Below are 18,259 nucleotides of genomic sequence, written 5' to 3'. Positions count from 1 at the left end.
AAACTTTGATAAAAGCCGTCTAAACCGTTTAAGTGGTTTTTTTCTTCTGAAATTATTGGGCGGATCTAGCTTTTTTTCCGTAAAAGTAGCGGACACAGAAAAGTAAAGCAACGAGTAATAATGCTAATAAAAAGTAAATCGCAATTTGCGAACCAAGGATTGTTCCTTGTTGGTAATCAGTTTGGCTTGCTTGAGCTAAATCAATAATACTTGCGACAATTGCCGTGGAGACTGCGCCAGAAAATTGCTGCAGTGTATTAAATAAAGTATTGCCATCGCCATAGTCTTTTTCTGAAAGACTATTCATACCTGTGGTCATCAGATTACTATAGCAAAGACCGCTACCAATCATATAAGTGACATGGGCGGCGACAAAGCCCCACAAAATTGGATTTTTCAATAAAAGTGCTAAGGCTAACCACCCAATAGCAGAAAGACTGAAGCCAATGATAATCGGTTTTTTGGCACCGATATTATCTAATAGGCGTCCAGAAAATGGCGCCAACAAAGCTCCGACAGTTGCCCCCGGTAGCATCACTAAGCCGGCGATAAAGGCATCTTGGCCTAAAACAACTTGTAAAAAATTCGGCAAGATGAAAGAAATTCCCAATAGTAAAAATTGGCAAACTAAAAAGCCAAAAAGAAAGGTGCTGAAGCTGGCTTTTTTTAAGACTGCCAAATTGACTAACGGTTCCGCCACATTTTTTGCTCGCTGTAGATACACAATTAGTCCGACTACCGCAATGGCTAAAGCAATCCAACCTAACCAACTGCTGAGGTAGCTTAAAAAGATTAAAGCTCCACTAAAAAAGATTCCTAAGGCTAATAGACTTTGCCAGTCCAATTTTGCAGAGCTGTGGACCGCCATTTTCGGAATGGCGTAAAGACCCAAGGCTAAAGAAATTAGCATCAAAGGAATCAGAAAAAGAAAGATATAATGCCACGACAAAGCGGAGGTTAAAATTCCGCCATAGGTTGGGCCAATCGCTGGGGCAATTGAGGTCGTCATGGTCCCTAAGCCCATCATGGCTCCGCGATTTTTTAGCGGTGTATAGGTTAAAATAATATTGAACATCAATGGCAAGGCGATACCGGTGCTAATCCCTTGGAGGACACGTCCCACCAGTAAAATGGAAAAATTTGGTGCCAAAAAGTCCGTTAAAAGACCGACTAAGAAAAATAAATTAGCAGCTAAAAAGAGCTGTCTTAACGTAAATTTTTTCAAGAGATAATTGGCTAAGGGTACCATAATCGAAATGATTAATAAATAAATTGTCGTCACCCATTGGACCATCGCCGTAGTCACTTGAAATTCCATAATCAAAGTTGGAAAGGTGACATTCATAGCAGTTTCGATTAACACACCGGAAAAAGACATGATTCCGGTTGCCAAGACGGCTAAAACTAAGTGGATTTTTTTCTGTTGCATTACTACACCTCATATTTCTTCTCACAAAAAAAGAGAGGGGTTTCTATTTTCATAGAAACCGCCTCTCTCTCGACATGGGCGAGCCCATGTTATCTGTACGATTTTTTTGCTTTTTTAATCTTAGCGGAACATTCGACCTGCGTCAAGAAAAAATTCTCACTGGAAGGATAATCTCTTTTTTAACCTCAGCTACTGACCTCAACATTTTGAATCAGCGACACTAAGGGGAGACTGCCTTAAACTTAGTAAACTAATCAGCAAGCGTGACAAATTCTGACATTGTCTTTTGCAAAACTATTTTAGGTGCTTGTTCTTTAGCAAGATGGGCCTCCCGATGCTCAGCCAAATGTTCAGGGCGCTTCAGCCAGTTTTGAAAATCCTTTTTGTTCTGCCATTTTGAAACCAGTTGAAAGACAACGCTTTTCTTATTTTCCTGCAACCACGCTTCACTTGATAGGCAGCCTGCTGCTGTTTTTAATGAAGCCAAATCTTTTTTTATTTTTTCTTGAAAATGGGCCTTGCCTTCAGGCACCACTTCAAAAGTAACCGTCTTAATAATCATTGAAATCCACCTTTCTTTCAGATTAGTATACGGTCAATTGAGAATGGTTGTCAATTAGCTTTTTTTGAAATTCACTTTATTATATTGGAAAATTGTTTCGTGCTATAATAATTTTCGAAATAAAAGAGGTGTCGTCAGATGAATTGGTTGCAGAAAAATGGTTTTTTTATCTTATTGCTTGGCGTTATAAGTGATTTTTTAACGCCCTATGTTTTAAATTTATTTTATCAAGGCTTTAATCCGCTGACTATGTATGTCAGTGCTTTGGGCAGTGATGATAGTCCAGTCCGGTTAGCCTTTAATCTTTGGTCGATTATTTCTGGTTGCTTAATGCTCTTAGGTATTCCGGCAGTCTGGCAGCGGTATCGTAGAAAAACACCACTTTTAGCCCTGCTGTTATCGTTAGCGATTGCTTTTTTTGCAATTGGCGATTGTATATTTACCGGTGTCTTTACTTATTCGGCTGAGACGGGGCCGTTAACCTTAGAAATGCTCGTGCACAACCTTGCTTCTGGAGCCGGGATTGTTGGCTTTATGGTGGTGCCGTTGCTGTTGAGTATTTATTTTCGCAGGAGTCATCCGAAGCGCTCCCGCAATTTATTGATAGTCTTTTTCTTATCAATGATTCTTTCAATCGTATCTGGTTCTAAAGATCTACCATTGATTAATCAAATTCCTGTGACCTATGAAGGCGTTTGGCAACGGCTTAATCTTTTCTTTTTATATTTGCCAGTGGCGCTTTTATCGATTTTTGAAATTCAAAACAGAAATCACCAGAAAGAGTAGGCGGGAAAAAAGATTTTTGGTAAACTGTTGACAGAAGGTGGGAATTATATGAAGGTATACGTCAGAAAAGCAACGATTTTGGATTTGGACCAAATCGAAAAAATCATTGAAGATGGCAAACGTTATTTACAGGCTCAGGGGTCGCCTCAATGGCAAAACGGCTATGGTCCAACACGGGAGAAAATTCAAGCGGATATTGAAAAAAAAGAAAGCTATGTTATGTTAGTCGAAGGCGTCATTGCGGGAGTGGCGGCTTTAGTTTCAGGGGTTGATCCAGTTTACACAGCAATTTCAGCCGGCAGCTGGCAGGAAAATTCTGCCGAAAATTATTTGTCGGTGCACAGAGTGGCCTTCAACCAAGAGCTAAGAGGGCAGGGCTATGCTAAATTGTTTATGCAATTATTAGTGACGGTGGCTGCCACCATTGGCTGTCGTGATTTGCGGATTGATACCCATGAGATGAATCAGATTATGCAAAAAGTGATTTTAGGAGCTGGCTTCACCTACCAAGGGGAAATTGAATTCCCCATGCCTAATGGTGAACGGCGGGCTTATCAAATTATTTTAGATTAAAGACAAAGAAAGACTTGCTTTTTTTGCGGATTTTGACTACCATAGAAAAGAAATTGGAATAGTAATAAAAAAATGTTCTTAGAGAGTCTGACCTCGGCTGCAAGTCAGATAACCGCTTTTTTTATGAACCTGCCAGAAAATTGATTGCCAACAATCGGTGTGAAGACCTTATCCTTCAGCGAGCTGGACTGTCAGACAGTCAATAAAGGTGGTACCGCGAAATCCAAGCATTTCGTCCTTTTTCATAAGGGATGAGATGCTTTTTTTATTTGCTGAAATTTGTAGCCGGCCGCAAGCGCAACTAACTTACAATTTTATCAGGAGGAACAACATGGCAAAACAGACAAATGATTTTACAGAATGGTACATCCAGACGATTTTAAAGGCGGAATTAATGTCTTATTCGCCGGTCAAAGGCTCGATGATTTTCCGGCCAGATGGCTATGAATTGTGGGAACACATTCAAGAGGAGTTCAACAAATTTTTACGTTCAGAAGGGATTCGCAATGCTTATTTTCCAATGCTCATTCCCCAAAGCTTCTTTATGAAGGAGGCGGATCACATTGAAGGCTTCGCCCCAGAATTGCCGTGGGTCACAGAAGTCGGCAATGAAAAATTAGAAGAACCCTTGGCCTTGAGACCAACATCTGAAACAATGATTGGTTCAGCCTTTTCCGATTGGATTAATTCTTATCGGGATCTGCCCTATGAAATTAATCAATGGGCGAATGTCTTCCGCTGGGAAAAGAAAACTTTACCATTTTTGAGAACTTCAGAATTTTTATGGCAGGAGGGCCACACTGCCCATGCCAATGAAGAAGATGCCCGCATCAGAACCATGAGTGTCTTAGAAGAATATGCTCGCCTATGCGAAGAATTCTTGGCCATTCCGGTCTACAAAGGACAAAAAACTCCTTCCGAACGTTTTGCTGGCGCAGTCGATACCTATTCAATTGAAGCGATGATGCAAGACGGCAAAGCTGTGCAGGCGGGAACTAGCCATTATTTAGGGACAAAATTCGCTAACGCCTTTGATATCACGTATTTGACAAAGGAAAATCAACACACCCATGTTCACACAACTTCTTGGGGAGCTTCCACTCGCTTGATTGGCTCCTTAATTATGACCCATGGAGATGAAAACGGCCTAGTCTTCCCACCAACTGTGGCGCCAACACAAATTGTATTAATGCCAGTCGGCCCGTGGAAGAAAAATCCAGCGATTTTAGATAAATTGTCGGAAATTTTTGCCAGCCTTAAAAATAAAGGCTATCGTGTTCGCCTAGACGACACAGACAATTCTCCTGGCTATAAATTTAATGAATGGGAATTAAAAGGCGCTTGTGTGCGGATTGAATGCGGACCAAGGGATTTAGAAAATAATCATGCGATGGTTAAGGTGCGGGATTTAGCTGATAAGGAAGCTGTTGACTTTGCGGACTTAGAGGGCTACGTTGAAGCGCAACTGGAATTGATGACGCCTCGTCTATTAGAAAAGGCTCAATTGCGCAATAAAGAAAATGAACATTTGGAAATCGAAACCTTAGCAGATTTAAAGGCCCATATCGAAAAATCACAAGCCGAAGACAAAGTACCGGGCTTTGTTTTAGTCGGTTGGGATGGTAGCGAGGAAACCGAAGCAAAAATTAAAGAGGAAACTGGTTTTACGACCAGAAATATTCCCTTTAATCCACCTGTTGAAAAAACTGTTGACTTAATCAGTGGCAAACCAGCTAAACACACAGTCTGGATTGCTAGAGCTTATTAAGCTACTTACACAATAAAAAAAGCCCACTAACACTGAAGTTAAAAGCTGTCCTTAGAAATTTTAACATTTCCAGACAGCTCATCTTCTTAAAAAGTTAGTGGGCTTTTTAGTTATGCTTTTCTCTTTTGCCTAAATTCACGGGTCATCGCTGTTAAACTTTGATTGGCATCAATTTCAATCAAGAGAGGATAGCGATCTAAGCTTTGATTAGCTTTGACCTCTGTTTGAAAGAGGGCCAAGCGCTTAGTGATACTTTGTTCGTCTTCCCCCCGTTGTAACATCCGTTTTTCCGTTTCTTCCTTTGAAATATTTAGACGCACAGGAATAATCTGCTGGCCAAAGCGCTGATAAAGGTTGATAAATCCCGGCAAAGTCAGCACATCAAAACAGTCATCCTGCAGCAATTTTTCTTGAATCGCTTTTAAGGAAACCCCGTAATAATTGCCATTATAGCGGTCAAATTCTGCAAAGGCTTCCTCAGCAATCATTTGTTCAAAAATTCTCGGCGTCACAAAGAAATAATCCCGCCCAGAAATTTCCCCGGGGCGAGGCGCTCTGGTGGTGTGGGAAATCACTTTTTGCTGCTGACTAAACACCGCTTCAGCTAAGCTTGTTTTACCGGAACCACTGGGGCCCACAAAGATATAACAAAGATTTTTCATACGCTCCGCCTTCTCAAGTTCTAGATTATTCTCAGTATACACAAAAGTTGGCAAATCCAGCCACTTTTTAGACTGAAAAAAGCCTAGACAATGCTATAATCATCTTGGGAGTGGAAAAATGAAAACTTTTATCAATTTTTTTAGAAGTGATTTGCTGTTTAGCCTTTCATTTATTTTAGCAATTATCGCCTGCGGGGCAGGGCGCTTTGCTTTGTCATTCGTTGATGGCGATGTGATTTTGACTTTACTTGGTCTGATGGCAGTTATCAAGGTCCTTGAAAGACTTGGAGTGCTGGATTTTTTTGCCGCCAAGCTGATTCAATTATCCAAGGACGAACGATCCTTAGTCACCAATCTGACTTTTTTAGCTTTTTTTTCATCAATGATTCTCACCAATGATATTGCGATTTTAACTTTATTGCCGGTGTTTTTAAAAATTATCGGCCACAATAAAGCCTTTAAAAGTAAAATTCTTGGAACGACACTGATTATTATTGCCGCAAATTTAGGGAGCAGCAGTCTGCCCTTTGGCAATCCGCAAAATTTATATTTATACGGATATTACGAGGTGCCTTTTGGCCAATTCGAAATCTGGATGCTGCCATTTTTCCTATTGTCAGCCGTCAGCCTCCTAGTTATCACACGTTTTATCAATAAAAATCCTTTAGAGGTCAACAGTCCGCAGCTGAAAAAATTTTCGACCAAGCAATTATCTTTGGCACTCATTGGCCTACTGCTAATGATTTTAGCAATTCTGCATATTGTGCCGCTGACAATAGCAGTTGTTGTCAGCATTTTATTAGTTGTCTTAGCTGATCTAAGAGCCCTAAAAGAAGTCGATTATCGGCTCTTGGCGACATTTGTGTTCTTTTTTTTAATCGTCGGCAATCTAGCGGAAATTCCAACCTTTGTTAGTTTTATCCAAAACATCATGGGGAATTTCTTGTCAGTGCTGGTGGGCTCCAGCTTAATTAGTCAGCTGATTAGCAATGTGCCGGCAGCTTTGCTGTTAGCTCCCTTCACTGAACAAAGTCAAGCATTACTCTTAGGGGTCAACATCGGTGGGCTTGGGACTTTAGTCGCTTCCTTAGCTAATTTAATCGGCTTTAAAGTGTTCTCCCTTTATGCATCAGGGGAGAAGGGGCAGCTTTTGCGAAATTTTTCTCTGTTAAATTTCTGCCTGTTAGCCGTCTTTTTACTTTTCTTCAGCCTCTTTAATTTTTTCTAATTTGACTCTTGAGGAGCCTTTGATAAATTGGTAAGATATGACATGAGGAAGGTGTCCCATGAAAAAAAGATTAAAGAAAAAAGTGGCTTATAAAGCCTATATTCGCAATATTTTTGAAGGCTACGAAAAAATGCTCCAAGATGTTAGCATCCCTGAATTAACTTTTACTTATTTAAAGGAGAAAACAATTCTCTCAAGGGATGATCAAGGCGCCATTCACTTTTTAACTAAAGACATGTAAAGGGAGTTCTGGGATAAAATCTGTTACACTTTATCCTAGAGCTTTTTTTGTTGCTTAGAACTTTAAGAAAAATCAAGCATTTTAAATAATGGCTTAAGATAACATTTTTTTGACTGATTGCCTTTACGAATAGGCTAGAATTAAAGAAACGAAAGGAGTCTACCATGAAAATTTCAAAAATTGGCTTACTTACAAGCACTGCTTTACTATTCAGCAGTCTTTTAACAATTCCCACAGCTGCTTTAGCCACTAGCAGTTCAACTACTAGTGAAGAAACAACCTGGGATAAACCGATGTTTGTCGCCGGCGCCGGATTAACGGCCGCGCAATTAAATGAAACCATGAGTTTATTAAATATTACTGCAACAGATGTCGATACGGAGGTAGCAACCGCTCAAGATTTAATTAATTATCTTGGCTCCGGCTCTGGTGATGATTCCGCTATGTTAAGTTCCGTTGTTGTAACCAAAGAAGCAAGCGGCAGCGGTATTCAAGTGGATATTGTCACGCCTGCTAATATTACGTTAATTACGGCCGAGCAATATATGAATCCATTGGTGACTGCTGGCATCACCGATACCTCAATTGAAGTGGCTAGCGTTGTGCAAGTCACCGGCGAAAGTGCCTTAACGGGTGTTTATAAAGCCTTTGAAGCCCATGGCGTGACGATTGATCCTGACCGCGCGCAACTGGCGCAAGAAGAATTAACGACAACCACAGATATTGCAGATGAAATTACTAGCGAGGCATCTCAAGACAGCACGTTATCTTCTGAAGAACAATCAGCCGCCGATGAAGCTTATCAAACACAATTGAACCAAGCTTTAGTTGATATTAAAACAGAATTGGCCGCCCTCAAAGAAGCGCAAGGGGACAATGTCACCGCTGAAGATGTTGAAAATGTCGTCAACCAAGCATTAAAGGACAATGATTTATCGCAATATATTTCTCAAGACAGCATCAATCAATTAATTGCCTTGGCGCAAAAGTATTTGGATACTGATGGCGTCTTATCACAGGAATCTTTAGATCAGCTGCAAAAAATTTCCGACAGCTTTAAAGACACCCTCAGCCAATTAGGCGACCAGTTTGGCGGATTAACAGATGCCTTGAAGGCTAACGAAGGCTTTTTCCAAAATTTATGGACCTCAGTTAAAGACTTCTTTACCAATTTGTTTAATTAAAAGGTTTTTTGACAAAGAATTTTTAGCGTGCTACGGTGTTACAAGAAAAGTTTTGATGGTGGTGAAAAGATGAAAAGTCAGGAATTGGTGGAACAGCTGAATAAAAAAGTCCCTTTAACAAAGCGGTCAATTTTGCTAATTATTCTAGCGGCTGTTTTGTTTTTTCTAGTTATTTTTTTCGGCTTTTTCGTTTCCCAAGGAGTTGTTGATGGTGATTCCATGAACCCGACGTTGACTGATGGCGATCGGGTTTTAATTTTTAATTATGAAAAGGTCGATCGCTTTGATATTGTCGCCTTTAATCCGCCGGGACAGCCGGCTGAGGAATACGTCAAACGGGTGATTGGAGTGCCCGGAGATGATGTGGCTTTTGATGACGGGGTGTTGTATATTAATGGAGAGGTCACTCCAGAGGACCATCTGGAGCCTGAGGACAATTACAGTAGTCCTTTTTGGAATTTTGACCTGCAGGATATTTTGGAAATTACCCCGAGTTTAGCCGGTGAAGCCATGCCTGCAACAATTCCTGATGAGATGTATCTCGTCTTAGGGGATAATCGCAATAATTCTGAGGACAGCCGGACCTTTGGCCTGATTTCAGCAGAGGAAATTATCGGCGTGGTCCATTTCCGTTACCGCCCGCTGACTGATTTTGGCATTTTACATTAAAGAAAAGGGGAGACCATGACAGACAACAGCCCATATCTAAGAAGAGCTCAATATTATGAAACCGATCAGATGGGAATTATCCATCACTCCAATTATATTCGCTGGTTTGAAGAAACTCGTTTAGATTTTCTCGCAAAAAATCAAATCTCTTATCAAAAAATCGAAGAGCTGGGAATTATCATCCCAGTGCTTGCCGTAGATTGCCAGTATAAAGAGATGGTTCATTTTGATGACCAAGTCTTGATTTATTCAACCGTAGAAGCTTATACGGGAACCCGCCTGACAATTACTTATGAAATCAAAGATGCCAGTGGCAAACTTTATACGACGGGCGCCAGTCAGCATTGCTTTTTATCCAAGGAAACTGGCCGGCTCATCAGTTTAAAGAAAAGTTTTCCTGAAGTGCATCACCAGTTTGAAGCATTAAAAAATCAGACAAAGGAGTAACTAGATGGAGATAATTGATTACTCACTGCCAAAAAATAATCAAGAACTGACGGCACTTTTGAACGAACATCAACTAGAAAATAGTGATGGGCCTATCGGTAAAGCTGTTGAATTTTCTTTTGCTGCATTTTCTGAAGGCAGCTATCTTGGTGGAATCAGCGGTCACAAATGGCTAAACACTCTGCATATCAGCTTATTGGCGACTAAACCATCAGTGCGCCAGCAAGGTTTAGGGACTCAGCTATTAAATCAAGCCAAAGACTTTGCCTTAACAAATGACTGCCGCTTTATCACAATTAATACGCAGGATTTTCAGGCTAGGGATTTTTATTTGGATTATGGTTTTGCAATTATCGCCGAAGTCGCCGATATGCCATTCGCCGGCACTACAAAATATTTTATGTTAATGGATTTAACAGGAACCGAAAATAATTAAAAATGTTTCAAGCGATTGAGGAAAAGAAGTAGATACCTCACCGCATTTACTATGTTCCAATGAGGCAGCTGGTTTGCTATTTTAAAAAGAGTCTTTGTCAACAGTGTTGCTATTAAAAAGGAGTCTTCGATGGATCAAACGATGCGTTTATTAAAAAAATTTTTTGTGGAAAATACAGATTTGCGAGTCATTGCCATGAATGGCTCGCGGGTAAACCCGCAAATCGCTGATGATAAATTTAAAGACTACGATGTGGTGTTCTTTACCGATCAAGTTAAAAAATATCGACTTCAGCAAGATTTTTTACAAATCTTTGGTGAGGTTTTAATTATGACAGAACCTGAGGATGACGATTTATCGCCGCCTTGGTTTCCAAAAGACCAAGGCTATATTTTTTTAGTTCAATATACCAATGGGGTCCGAATTGATTTTCAGTTTCGTTCCTTGAAACTGTTGCCGGAGTATTTAAAGGAAGATTCCTTGACTCAAATTATTGCCGATAAAGAGGGGCTGACTGAGCAAATTGTCTCAACAGATCAAGATTATTGGCTGACCTATCCCACTCAAAAAGCCGTGATAGCTTCTATTAAGGAATTTTGGTGGCAATCCCTCAGTGTCTTGAAGGCAACTTTGCGGGGAGAATTGCTGCTGGCTCAATTTTATTTACGAATCACCCGGGATGAAGTGATTCGACTGATGACCTGGCAAACGGCCTTGACTTATGGATTTGAACGCAGTTATGGCAAACAGCAAACACAAATTTTGCCTTTACTCGATGAAAACGAGCGGGCAGCACTACTGGCAACCTATTATTCTGATGGCTCTGAAGCGATTTATACTTCACTGCTGCAATTAATGGCATTGACAATGACATTTTCCCAGCTGCTTAAAAATGAATTTCACTTGTCTGAAGATTTTTTACAGGAATTACCGAAAATTCCTGAGAAATATCTTTTAAGCAAGCAGGAAAATGATTTAGCTGAAACATTCAAACTATAAAAAATCAGGAGAAACCTCTGGCTATTGCTACAGGTTTCTCCTAATTTTTTTACTATTCTTCTGTAATACTGGAGTCAGTCGCCATCAGACTTCTTTGCGCCTCTAAAGCGGCATCCAAAGTCGCTTGGTCAGTTTCTTCTGTGACTAAAATTTCGCTGTAATTTGGAATAAAGGCTGGGTAGCTAAAGCCGATGATTCCGCTATAAGTGATGTTAACCACTAAACCGGCAATCAATTCGCTCGTCGCTGGTTCATTACCATTTTCCATTTTCACCTTGTCCAAATCAACTTCAAGTCGATACATATCGGTGCCTTGACCGACTCGTGCAACGACTAAAACATTATTTTCATTGGAAACAATCACACTTTCTAAATGTTCAGTTGTGTCAACCATGCTAGTCATACTGCTATCCTCCGTCACTGAGCTGCTTTCAATTGTCGTTGTAGTAGAGCTAGCTGTGCTGCTAGTAGAATCACTACCGCCACAGCCAGCTAATATTAATCCGCTTAAAAGGGTGACACCCAATAGTTTTACTTTCATATAATCATCTCCTTGATTTCAGCTTGATACGTTATTTTATCCGCTTTCTTTTTTATTATGACATAAATTAACAGAGAGAGAAACCCTTTCAAGCTATCAACTTTCTAAAAAATTTATGTTATGATAAAGGCGTGTAAGGGGAGGGTGATAGGATGAGGGTCTTAGCCAATTTATTTAGTTTTTCGCGAATTATAGCAGCACCCTTCTTAATTTTCTTTGGGACAGAATCTTGGGAATTCTTGGCAATTTATTTGTACTGTGGTCTCAGTGATATTCTCGACGGCCGTATCGCCAAATCAGCAGGGATTGCAGATGAAGCTGGTTTTCATGCTGATTTAATCGGCGACTTAGCCTTTTTATTTATTGCGTTAATCAGATTGGGACCTCAGCAAACATTGCTTTCATGGGAACTTGTTTGGTTAGCAGGTATTTTGTTTTTTAAAGTGGTGGCAATCGTTATTGCCTATGATAAATTTCAACGATTTATTCTCGTGATGCCCACGTTTTTAAATCGCTGGGCATGGATTTGTCTCTTTTTTGTTCCATTCTACGATTATCTGGACGGTTATCTGGAGCACTATTTAAAAATCGAAACCAGCAGCAACTTTTTATTGCTGGCATTTTTACTGCTGGCCAGCTTAGCGGTTATCGAAGAATTATCGATTATTTTGTTGAGCAGAGAGTATGATTTTCAAGTCAAATCTATCTTTATGATAGACAAAATATAGAAATGAATGTGACAGTAGTCATGTGAACAGATAAATTTCCAAATAATATTGTATTTGTCTCTGTGGTCCAGTGGGTTATCGAGACAGAAAGTGCGTTTACGACTGCGGCCCAGGAGTTCCTCATCGCAAATTCTCAATATTTTGGGTGCATGTCGGCTATTGTTCGGAAAAATTTTCTCTGTTTAATCTAGTGTTACTGCTTCTATTTTATTTCGGAAAAACCTTGATGTTTTAAAAAATCCTTCAACTGTGGTCGTTTGGCAGTGGAAAAATAATCAGTGACTTTTTGGCTCCAGCTAGTTTGCTGCTGATTGCTACTTCGCTGAGTGTAATAGTTTTCCATGGCTAAATCATAGTCTGTAATTTCCTTCATATCAAAATGATAGCGGTCAATTGGTGCAGCAAGTGTTTTTGGCAGTCGTCGCTTCACTTGATTTTTATTTTTTGGATAACCAATTACCAAACCAAATAAGGGGACAGTCAGCGGTGGTAGCTGTAAAAGATTCGCTACCTCAAAAATCTGATTGCGAACACCGCCGATAAAACAAATGCCCAGACCTTGACTTTCAGCAAAGGTCGCCATGCCTTGAGCTGCCAAAGTCGTATCAATTATGGACACAAGCAGTGGTTCCATCGTTTTTAAATGGGTGATATCTTTCTGCTGCGCCTGCAAAATTCTGGCATGCCGCTGCAAATCTGCAACAAATACATAAAAGATCCCAGCCTGTGAAATAAATCCCGGGTTACGACTATAACTCTCTATAGCACGCAATTTTTCAGGATTACGAATTTCAATAATAGAATAGGCCTGTAAAAAATTTGAGGAAGAGACACTCTGAGCAGCAGCAGCCAATTGCTCCTTTAATGGCTGCGGGATATCCTGCTGAGTAAAATCTCGAACTGATGTATGTTGAATCATGGTTTCAAATAAATCCAAAAGAAAACCTCCTAAAATAATGGTAGTAACAGTGTACCAGAGTTAAGAAAAAGAATGCTGGTTAGGAGTTTAAGTGAGGAAGTTTTTTTTAATAATGTCAGTAATGCTAATAAAAAATCTAAAGCTATAATCATTGTGGTTAAGTGGTAGTTAAGTGATGGAGATTTTCCTTTTGTGATTTTAAGCTGACTAGGTAAATGAAAATAAAGTTTAATAGTTATGACCAAATTTTGGATATCAATTATTTCAAAGCAAGTAATATTGATGTAATTCACGGCGCTAGCGCTAGACTGGTGAAACGTAAACCAAAACTGATAAAAAAACTTTCAATTACTTTTCTTCGTAATTTTGATTCGTTTTAATATTTTAACAATAGAACAACAGATTTACGGAATCTGCATTTTATACTTTGATTTTGCAGGCGGAGGAGAGGTTAAAACGAGTAGATTTATGTGGATATATGTCGAACAGTTTAAAAATTTATATTTTAGTTTACATAATATATATTATACAAAGTTGACTTTGTTTTAAATACAAAAAAGCAGATTGAAATCCGATACATTTCAACCCACCTACTAGTTCTTTTACGAATCCACTATCTATACATAACCTAATATTTTTTCTGTTCTTTTTACTATTTAGGATGCAAAACTTAAATCTATTCACTTTCTAACATACTAAGCTGTTGTTTGATTTCGGCAAGCCATCTAGGTTGATTATGATTTTGATTTGCGTAGTCATCAGCAATTCGGTGATAACGTTGGATGGCATCATTAACAGCAGTTTTACCAAAAGATTCTGACCAAATGATACTAAATAACGCCGTATGATAAGCATAAACTTTGAACAATAGCCAAAAGCTTTCCGGAACATTGCCATTAAAATAACCAGAAATTTGGCCCCACGCAAAAGCTGTTGAATCTTCGACGGTAAAAGCTTCAACTCTGACAAATTCCTCAAAAGGATCACCGATATCCCAGCGATTAAAATCAATCACCGCTAAAGTATTGTCCGGCTGCAAAACTAAATTACTAGGATGATAATCGCCATGTTGATAAGTTATTGGTTGCTGCATTATAGAATCAAGATTTTCATGTATGAAATTAATCATCGCATCTTGATTATCTAAATGATAATCAGCCTGCAAATAGCGGTCCAACTGGCGGCGTTTTTTTGCAATAACTTGCTTTAGACAATCCTCTGCTAAAATTTTTTCTTCAAGAGGTTGTTCATGAAGCCTTTTAAGAAATTTCCCTGCAGTTTGGCCTAATTGATATTGCTCTAATACCGGCAAATCTGAGAGAACTTCTGATAAAGTCTCCCCTTCTAGATAGGATAATTTCATGTAAGCCCATTCAGAACCTTTAATCTGCAGGCACGAAATTGGCTGAGAACATGGAATACCAATTTGGTAAACAATTTCAACAAAATGAAACTCTGCTAACTTTTCAGCAAATAAATCATTGGAAAACATGCGATATAAATAACGCTTGTTGCTGATTGCGGCAGAAATTTTGACATCATCTGACCAGCCTTCCTTAATTACCTCATAAGACTGCCACTTTTGCGGGCTCGCAACAAGTGAGATAGAAAATACTTCCGTATCGGATAGCTTCAATCCCGCTAAAACATCCTCAATTATTTCTTGGTGATCCATCACCCAGCAAAAAATAATAAATTCGAAGTTTGAATTATCAATAAAGGATTGCAGCAAAAATTGAATGTTTTTCAAAACCATTTTTTTATTCTCTTCTGTAAATTGCCACGGATGCATTTGCCAGCACCAGTCACCATCTAACATCACTGAGTTTTCTAACTCTTCGTTTAATGCAGCAGTTACGGTACTTTTCCCAATCCCCATTGGGCCACCAATCAAGATAAGCTTTTTCATTTCAGGTTACCTCTCTTTAAAAATGTTCTTAGAGTCCATTTATAGATTGAAATCTATAATCAAGTTTTCCTTCGAACTTCTAAAATTAGTTTTTAGAAATAAAATTGTTTTTCAAAAATGTTTGCTGAAAGTAACAAACAACTAGATAAGCACCTTAGCCCACTTTCGAAAAGCACTGATGCTAACTTGTTTGCCAACATTTATTTTCCCGTCTTAACCCAATGGCGCAAATATTTAAAAATCAGATAGAAGGACGTAATTGTGATAACAAGCAAAATAAGTTTAATCAATGCTCCAAAGATATGAAAAAATGTGTCCGCTATGATTAAACCAAATAAAATAATCAGCCCAACTAACAGCCACCCAACTACTCGCCCAGCTCTAATGGCGGCTTCTTTCGGCAAGTCGCCAAAGGTATTGCCAGCAATTAAGCGCAGCCATTTACCACGAAACAGTTGAATTGCCAGAATTAAAAAACCGAAAATCACCAGACTTAAAAAAATATAGGTAAACACTTGCCTTCCTCCCTTCGTATTTTCAATGATTTCAGCAGTATTTTTGCGTATTTTATAAAAAGAAATCTAGTTAAATTATAACATAGTAGTAGAAATGTACTTAAAAGTGAACTGGAGGGCTTGTCATGAAAAAATTAGGCAATTTTTTTGGGGCAATAGCGGTTTATTGTGGCCTGATTTTTTTCCTACAAAAAGATCAGCGTTATTTGTATGGGTTGCTGTTTTGTCTTTTGTTGTGGTTATTGTTGAATTTATATCCGGTCTTCAGTCAAAAGCACCGTTTTGCTCGAGCGGAGCTGGCGACTATTGATGAACTGTCGGGGATTGAATTTGAACAATACACAAAATTTTTATTGACTAAAGTTGGTTACCTAAAAATCAAAGAAACCAGCAGGGGCGGCGATCAAGGCATCGACCTGCTAGCTCAAAAGGATGGTGTTTCTTATGGATTTCAGTGTAAACGCTGGAAGAAAAAAGTTGGCAATAAAGCCGTCCAAGAGGTCCATGCCGGCTTAGGTTATTACGGCTTAGACCAAGGGATTGTTATCACCAATAATTATTTTACGAAATCTGCTAGCGAATTAGCAGCCAAATTAAACGTTCATTTATGGGATCGTGACGCCTTAGCAAAACTTTTACGGGAACAGCAGAAATTACAAGCTGCTAAAGAGAAAAAAGCATCCTGAAATCTGCTACATCCTTCCTACAAACTAAATTTTTATCTTCAACCACTAAAAATTTTCATCGCAACTGGTAATCAGCAAGATGTTACATCCCCGCAAGAATTACAATTCATTTAAAAAATCTTGTAGTTCTTGTCGGTAATTATTTTCTTGAATAATTTTTTCCAGTAGTTCTTTATCATGGGTATGATTGATTCGTTTGCTGATTAATTCTTTATATTGTGGATAAAATGGCATTTGCAATTGCTTCCCTAAAGCAATTTCCTTTGAAACATCATAGGCAACTCTTTTAAAATCAATGTCAACAATTTTCTCTTGTTCCACTTGCAAAATTGTGTAATAGGCTTGGCCATCAGAACGAAATTTGGACCAAGAACTAAAGGCTTGCCCGATAGAGCCGGGGTTTAAAATCAATTGGTCTTGGCTACTGTAGCGCAATGTTTGGTGGTGCACGTGGGCATAAATAGCAACATCTAACTCTTCTAAATCCCCTTCAAAAAGTCGGTCATACTCAGCTTGTTTGCCAACTGTCGACAAGCTACTGCCCCAGTTTTCTGCCGGTAGATTATGACTGATTCCAAAATTAATTCCTTCCACTGTCGTCGACTGATGTAAGGGTAAATTTCGCAGCCAGTCAATATTTTCCAAAGACAAGCCTTGGTAAACAAATTTCGTCAGCATGCCAATGTAAACGTCGGTTGGGTCAGCTAAATCAATCTTTTTATCCAGTACCTCTAGCAGACAATCATCCCAGTTGCCTCTGACTGTTATCGACAAATTTAATTTTTTTAGCTCCGCAAAAATCTGCTGGCCAGTTGGACCTGGCAACAATAAATCCCCAAGAAACCAATAGTCCTCCACCGCTTTTTCTTGACAGTCTGCTAGCACGGCTTTAAAGGCGGTCAAATTTCCGTGGACATCAGCGAGCAGTGCAATTTTTTTAACCATCTTTTTCCCCTCCAATCAGCTTTGACATTAATATTTCATCGTAATAACGATTGTCCCACTTTAATGCGTTTTCTTCATGGCCGTATTCTTTGAAACCTAGTTTTTGATACAGGTGAACGGCCACAAAATTTTCAGCATTCACACAAAGACTCACTTGTTCAATCATTGGAAAAGCTTGCGGGATTTCAGTAAGCAATTGCTGCAATAATTGTTGGCTAAAGCCTTTTTTATGAAATTCTGGCAGCAGATACATGCCGAAAATTACACCTTTATGAGCTAACTTCAAACCCTTTTCTTGATAGCAGCCCACCATGCCAACTAAAGTTTGATTATGGAAAAAGCCCAGCAACATTTTCTGATTTTTGTCGGCGAGTCGCTTTTGAATTTGTTCTTCCGTATAATCTTTTTCCTGCTGATAAGTTGCCGCAAAAGCCTCCGGTGCTTCCTGCAAAGCCTGCAGCCGTAATTGATGATACGCTGCGGCATCTTTTTGTGTTAAGTTACGTATCATGTGTATCCTCCCCAGAAAAATAAAATGGCTGGTAGTGCAGGGCCGCTAAATATTTTAAAAAATCAGCATAGTCTAAAATCACTGTCGCGTCATTTTGATTTGGATGAAACCCGATTTTTTGATTGCGGGGGATATCTTGATGGAGTAAAACCTTTATAGAACTGCTCCCCTCACCTCTTTTTTCAGGCAAAGCCAAGGGCCCCACCGCCCCCATCTGTAGGCCGAACTTCTCAGCTAAGTCCTCAGCTGACACAAAACTTAAGCGTTTTTCGCCTACAAATAACGCCAGCTTTTTTAAGTCCAACTGGATGGAATCTGGCATCACCACAAGATAATAATGGGGATTGTTTTTGCCGTTCCCTTTCAGTAATAGATTTTTCACTGCGGATGCCGGAATTTTAAAATCGATATCAGCGACCGTATAAACAGCTTTGTGCTGAATAACTTGATAGGCAATCTCCAATTTTTTTAAGCGCTGATAGATATCAGCCGCTGGTAAAATCGTCATCTTGTCACCCTCT

22 protein-coding genes are annotated in these 18,259 nt (G+C 39.3%); 12 read left to right on the top strand and 10 right to left on the bottom strand.

Annotated features, from left to right (window positions below):
- Window positions 1-52: 52 nt before the first annotated feature.
- Entirely contained in the window at window positions 53-1,429 is a 1,377-nt protein-coding gene (locus tag AC1Z3S_RS05800) for an MFS transporter (RefSeq protein ID WP_461739571.1), read from the bottom strand.
- Window positions 1,430-1,679: 250 nt separating this feature from the next.
- A complete protein-coding gene (locus AC1Z3S_RS05795) occupies window positions 1,680-1,991 on the bottom strand; it encodes an antibiotic biosynthesis monooxygenase family protein (RefSeq protein ID WP_461739570.1) in 312 nt (103 codons plus the stop codon).
- A 138-nt stretch (window positions 1,992-2,129) separates the two neighbouring features.
- Here AC1Z3S_RS05795 and AC1Z3S_RS05790 point away from each other — a divergent pair, with 138 nt between their 5' ends.
- The 3 genes from AC1Z3S_RS05790 (at window position 2,130) to proS (ending at window position 5,118) form a co-directional block, all read left to right on the top strand.
- On the top strand, window positions 2,130-2,777 hold the full coding sequence (locus AC1Z3S_RS05790) for a DUF998 domain-containing protein (protein ID WP_461739569.1): 648 nt from the start codon (window positions 2,130-2,132) through the stop codon (window positions 2,775-2,777).
- 48 nt (window positions 2,778-2,825) lie between these two features.
- Window positions 2,826-3,350 carry a GNAT family N-acetyltransferase gene (locus AC1Z3S_RS05785; protein ID WP_461736564.1) on the top strand — a complete coding sequence of 175 codons (525 nt, stop codon included), beginning with the start codon at window positions 2,826-2,828 and terminating at the stop codon, window positions 3,348-3,350.
- 331 nt (window positions 3,351-3,681) lie between these two features.
- Window positions 3,682-5,118, top strand: coding sequence for a proline--tRNA ligase (gene proS / locus AC1Z3S_RS05780; protein WP_461739568.1), 1,437 nt, complete (start codon window positions 3,682-3,684; stop codon window positions 5,116-5,118).
- A gap of 110 nt (window positions 5,119-5,228) precedes the next feature.
- Here proS and AC1Z3S_RS05775 read toward each other — a convergent pair whose 3' ends face one another.
- Window positions 5,229-5,780, bottom strand: a complete 552-nt coding sequence (locus tag AC1Z3S_RS05775; protein ID WP_461739567.1) for a guanylate kinase — start codon at window positions 5,778-5,780, stop codon at window positions 5,229-5,231.
- 118 nt (window positions 5,781-5,898) lie between these two features.
- On the opposite strand from AC1Z3S_RS05775, the gene AC1Z3S_RS05770 reads away from it, so the two are divergent.
- The 7 genes from AC1Z3S_RS05770 to AC1Z3S_RS05740 all read left to right on the top strand — a co-directional run bounded on the left by AC1Z3S_RS05770 (window position 5,899) and on the right by AC1Z3S_RS05740 (window position 10,984).
- Window positions 5,899-7,008 carry an SLC13 family permease gene (locus AC1Z3S_RS05770; protein ID WP_461739566.1) on the top strand — a complete coding sequence of 370 codons (1,110 nt, stop codon included), beginning with the start codon at window positions 5,899-5,901 and terminating at the stop codon, window positions 7,006-7,008.
- Window positions 7,009-7,066: 58 nt separating this feature from the next.
- Complete coding sequence (locus AC1Z3S_RS05765) at window positions 7,067-7,249, top strand: hypothetical protein (protein ID WP_461739565.1); 183 nt, start codon at window positions 7,067-7,069, stop codon at window positions 7,247-7,249.
- 164 nt (window positions 7,250-7,413) lie between these two features.
- Window positions 7,414-8,433: a DUF1002 domain-containing protein gene (locus tag AC1Z3S_RS05760; RefSeq protein WP_461739564.1), complete on the top strand. Its 1,020-nt coding sequence runs from the start codon at window positions 7,414-7,416 to the stop codon at window positions 8,431-8,433.
- A gap of 69 nt (window positions 8,434-8,502) precedes the next feature.
- Window positions 8,503-9,102, top strand: coding sequence for a signal peptidase I (gene lepB, locus AC1Z3S_RS05755; RefSeq protein WP_461739563.1), 600 nt, complete (start codon window positions 8,503-8,505; stop codon window positions 9,100-9,102).
- 15 nt (window positions 9,103-9,117) lie between these two features.
- Complete coding sequence (locus AC1Z3S_RS05750; protein ID WP_461739562.1) at window positions 9,118-9,549, top strand: acyl-CoA thioesterase; 432 nt, start codon at window positions 9,118-9,120, stop codon at window positions 9,547-9,549.
- A gap of 4 nt (window positions 9,550-9,553) precedes the next feature.
- A complete protein-coding gene (locus tag AC1Z3S_RS05745) occupies window positions 9,554-9,985 on the top strand; it encodes a GNAT family N-acetyltransferase (protein WP_461739561.1) in 432 nt (143 codons plus the stop codon).
- Window positions 9,986-10,114: 129 nt separating this feature from the next.
- The gene (locus AC1Z3S_RS05740) at window positions 10,115-10,984 is read left to right on the top strand and encodes an aminoglycoside 6-adenylyltransferase (RefSeq protein WP_461739560.1); all 870 of its coding nucleotides are present in this window, start codon (window positions 10,115-10,117) and stop codon (window positions 10,982-10,984) included.
- A gap of 52 nt (window positions 10,985-11,036) precedes the next feature.
- Here AC1Z3S_RS05740 and AC1Z3S_RS05735 read toward each other — a convergent pair whose 3' ends face one another.
- Complete coding sequence (locus AC1Z3S_RS05735; RefSeq protein WP_461739559.1) at window positions 11,037-11,525, bottom strand: hypothetical protein; 489 nt, start codon at window positions 11,523-11,525, stop codon at window positions 11,037-11,039.
- Window positions 11,526-11,677: 152 nt separating this feature from the next.
- Here AC1Z3S_RS05735 and AC1Z3S_RS05730 point away from each other — a divergent pair, with 152 nt between their 5' ends.
- Window positions 11,678-12,253: a CDP-alcohol phosphatidyltransferase family protein gene (locus AC1Z3S_RS05730; RefSeq protein WP_461739558.1), complete on the top strand. Its 576-nt coding sequence runs from the start codon at window positions 11,678-11,680 to the stop codon at window positions 12,251-12,253.
- A 202-nt stretch (window positions 12,254-12,455) separates the two neighbouring features.
- Here AC1Z3S_RS05730 and AC1Z3S_RS05725 read toward each other — a convergent pair whose 3' ends face one another.
- From AC1Z3S_RS05725 to AC1Z3S_RS05715, 3 genes are all read right to left on the bottom strand, one after another.
- On the bottom strand, window positions 12,456-13,190 hold the full coding sequence (locus AC1Z3S_RS05725) for a nitroreductase family protein (RefSeq protein ID WP_461739557.1): 735 nt from the start codon (window positions 13,188-13,190) through the stop codon (window positions 12,456-12,458).
- A gap of 658 nt (window positions 13,191-13,848) precedes the next feature.
- A complete protein-coding gene (locus AC1Z3S_RS05720; protein ID WP_461739556.1) occupies window positions 13,849-15,081 on the bottom strand; it encodes a phosphotransferase in 1,233 nt (410 codons plus the stop codon).
- 200 nt (window positions 15,082-15,281) lie between these two features.
- Window positions 15,282-15,596, bottom strand: a complete 315-nt coding sequence (locus AC1Z3S_RS05715) for a hypothetical protein (RefSeq protein ID WP_461739555.1) — start codon at window positions 15,594-15,596, stop codon at window positions 15,282-15,284.
- Between the two features lie 125 nt (window positions 15,597-15,721).
- On the opposite strand from AC1Z3S_RS05715, the gene AC1Z3S_RS05710 reads away from it, so the two are divergent.
- On the top strand, window positions 15,722-16,282 hold the full coding sequence (locus tag AC1Z3S_RS05710) for a restriction endonuclease (protein ID WP_461739554.1): 561 nt from the start codon (window positions 15,722-15,724) through the stop codon (window positions 16,280-16,282).
- Between the two features lie 99 nt (window positions 16,283-16,381).
- On the opposite strand, the gene AC1Z3S_RS05705 is transcribed toward AC1Z3S_RS05710, so the two are convergent.
- From AC1Z3S_RS05705 to AC1Z3S_RS05695, 3 genes are read right to left on the bottom strand one after another with little or no spacing between them, the layout of a single operon-like run.
- Window positions 16,382-17,227, bottom strand: a complete 846-nt coding sequence (locus AC1Z3S_RS05705) for a metallophosphoesterase family protein (protein WP_461739553.1) — start codon at window positions 17,225-17,227, stop codon at window positions 16,382-16,384.
- Window positions 17,220-17,738, bottom strand: a complete 519-nt coding sequence (locus AC1Z3S_RS05700; RefSeq protein ID WP_461739552.1) for a GNAT family N-acetyltransferase — start codon at window positions 17,736-17,738, stop codon at window positions 17,220-17,222. The genes AC1Z3S_RS05705 and AC1Z3S_RS05700 overlap by 8 nt, the downstream gene beginning before the upstream one ends.
- Window positions 17,728-18,246 (bottom strand): YbaK/EbsC family protein, encoded by a 519-nt coding sequence (locus AC1Z3S_RS05695; RefSeq protein WP_461739551.1) that lies wholly within the window; start codon window positions 18,244-18,246, stop codon window positions 17,728-17,730. Before AC1Z3S_RS05695 ends, AC1Z3S_RS05700 begins: the two co-directional genes overlap by 11 nt.
- Between the last annotated feature and the right edge of the window lie 13 nt (window positions 18,247-18,259).

This window comes from Enterococcus sp. LJL90, from assembly GCF_056924355.1.
This window is presented reverse-complemented; position numbering and strand designations above follow the sequence as displayed.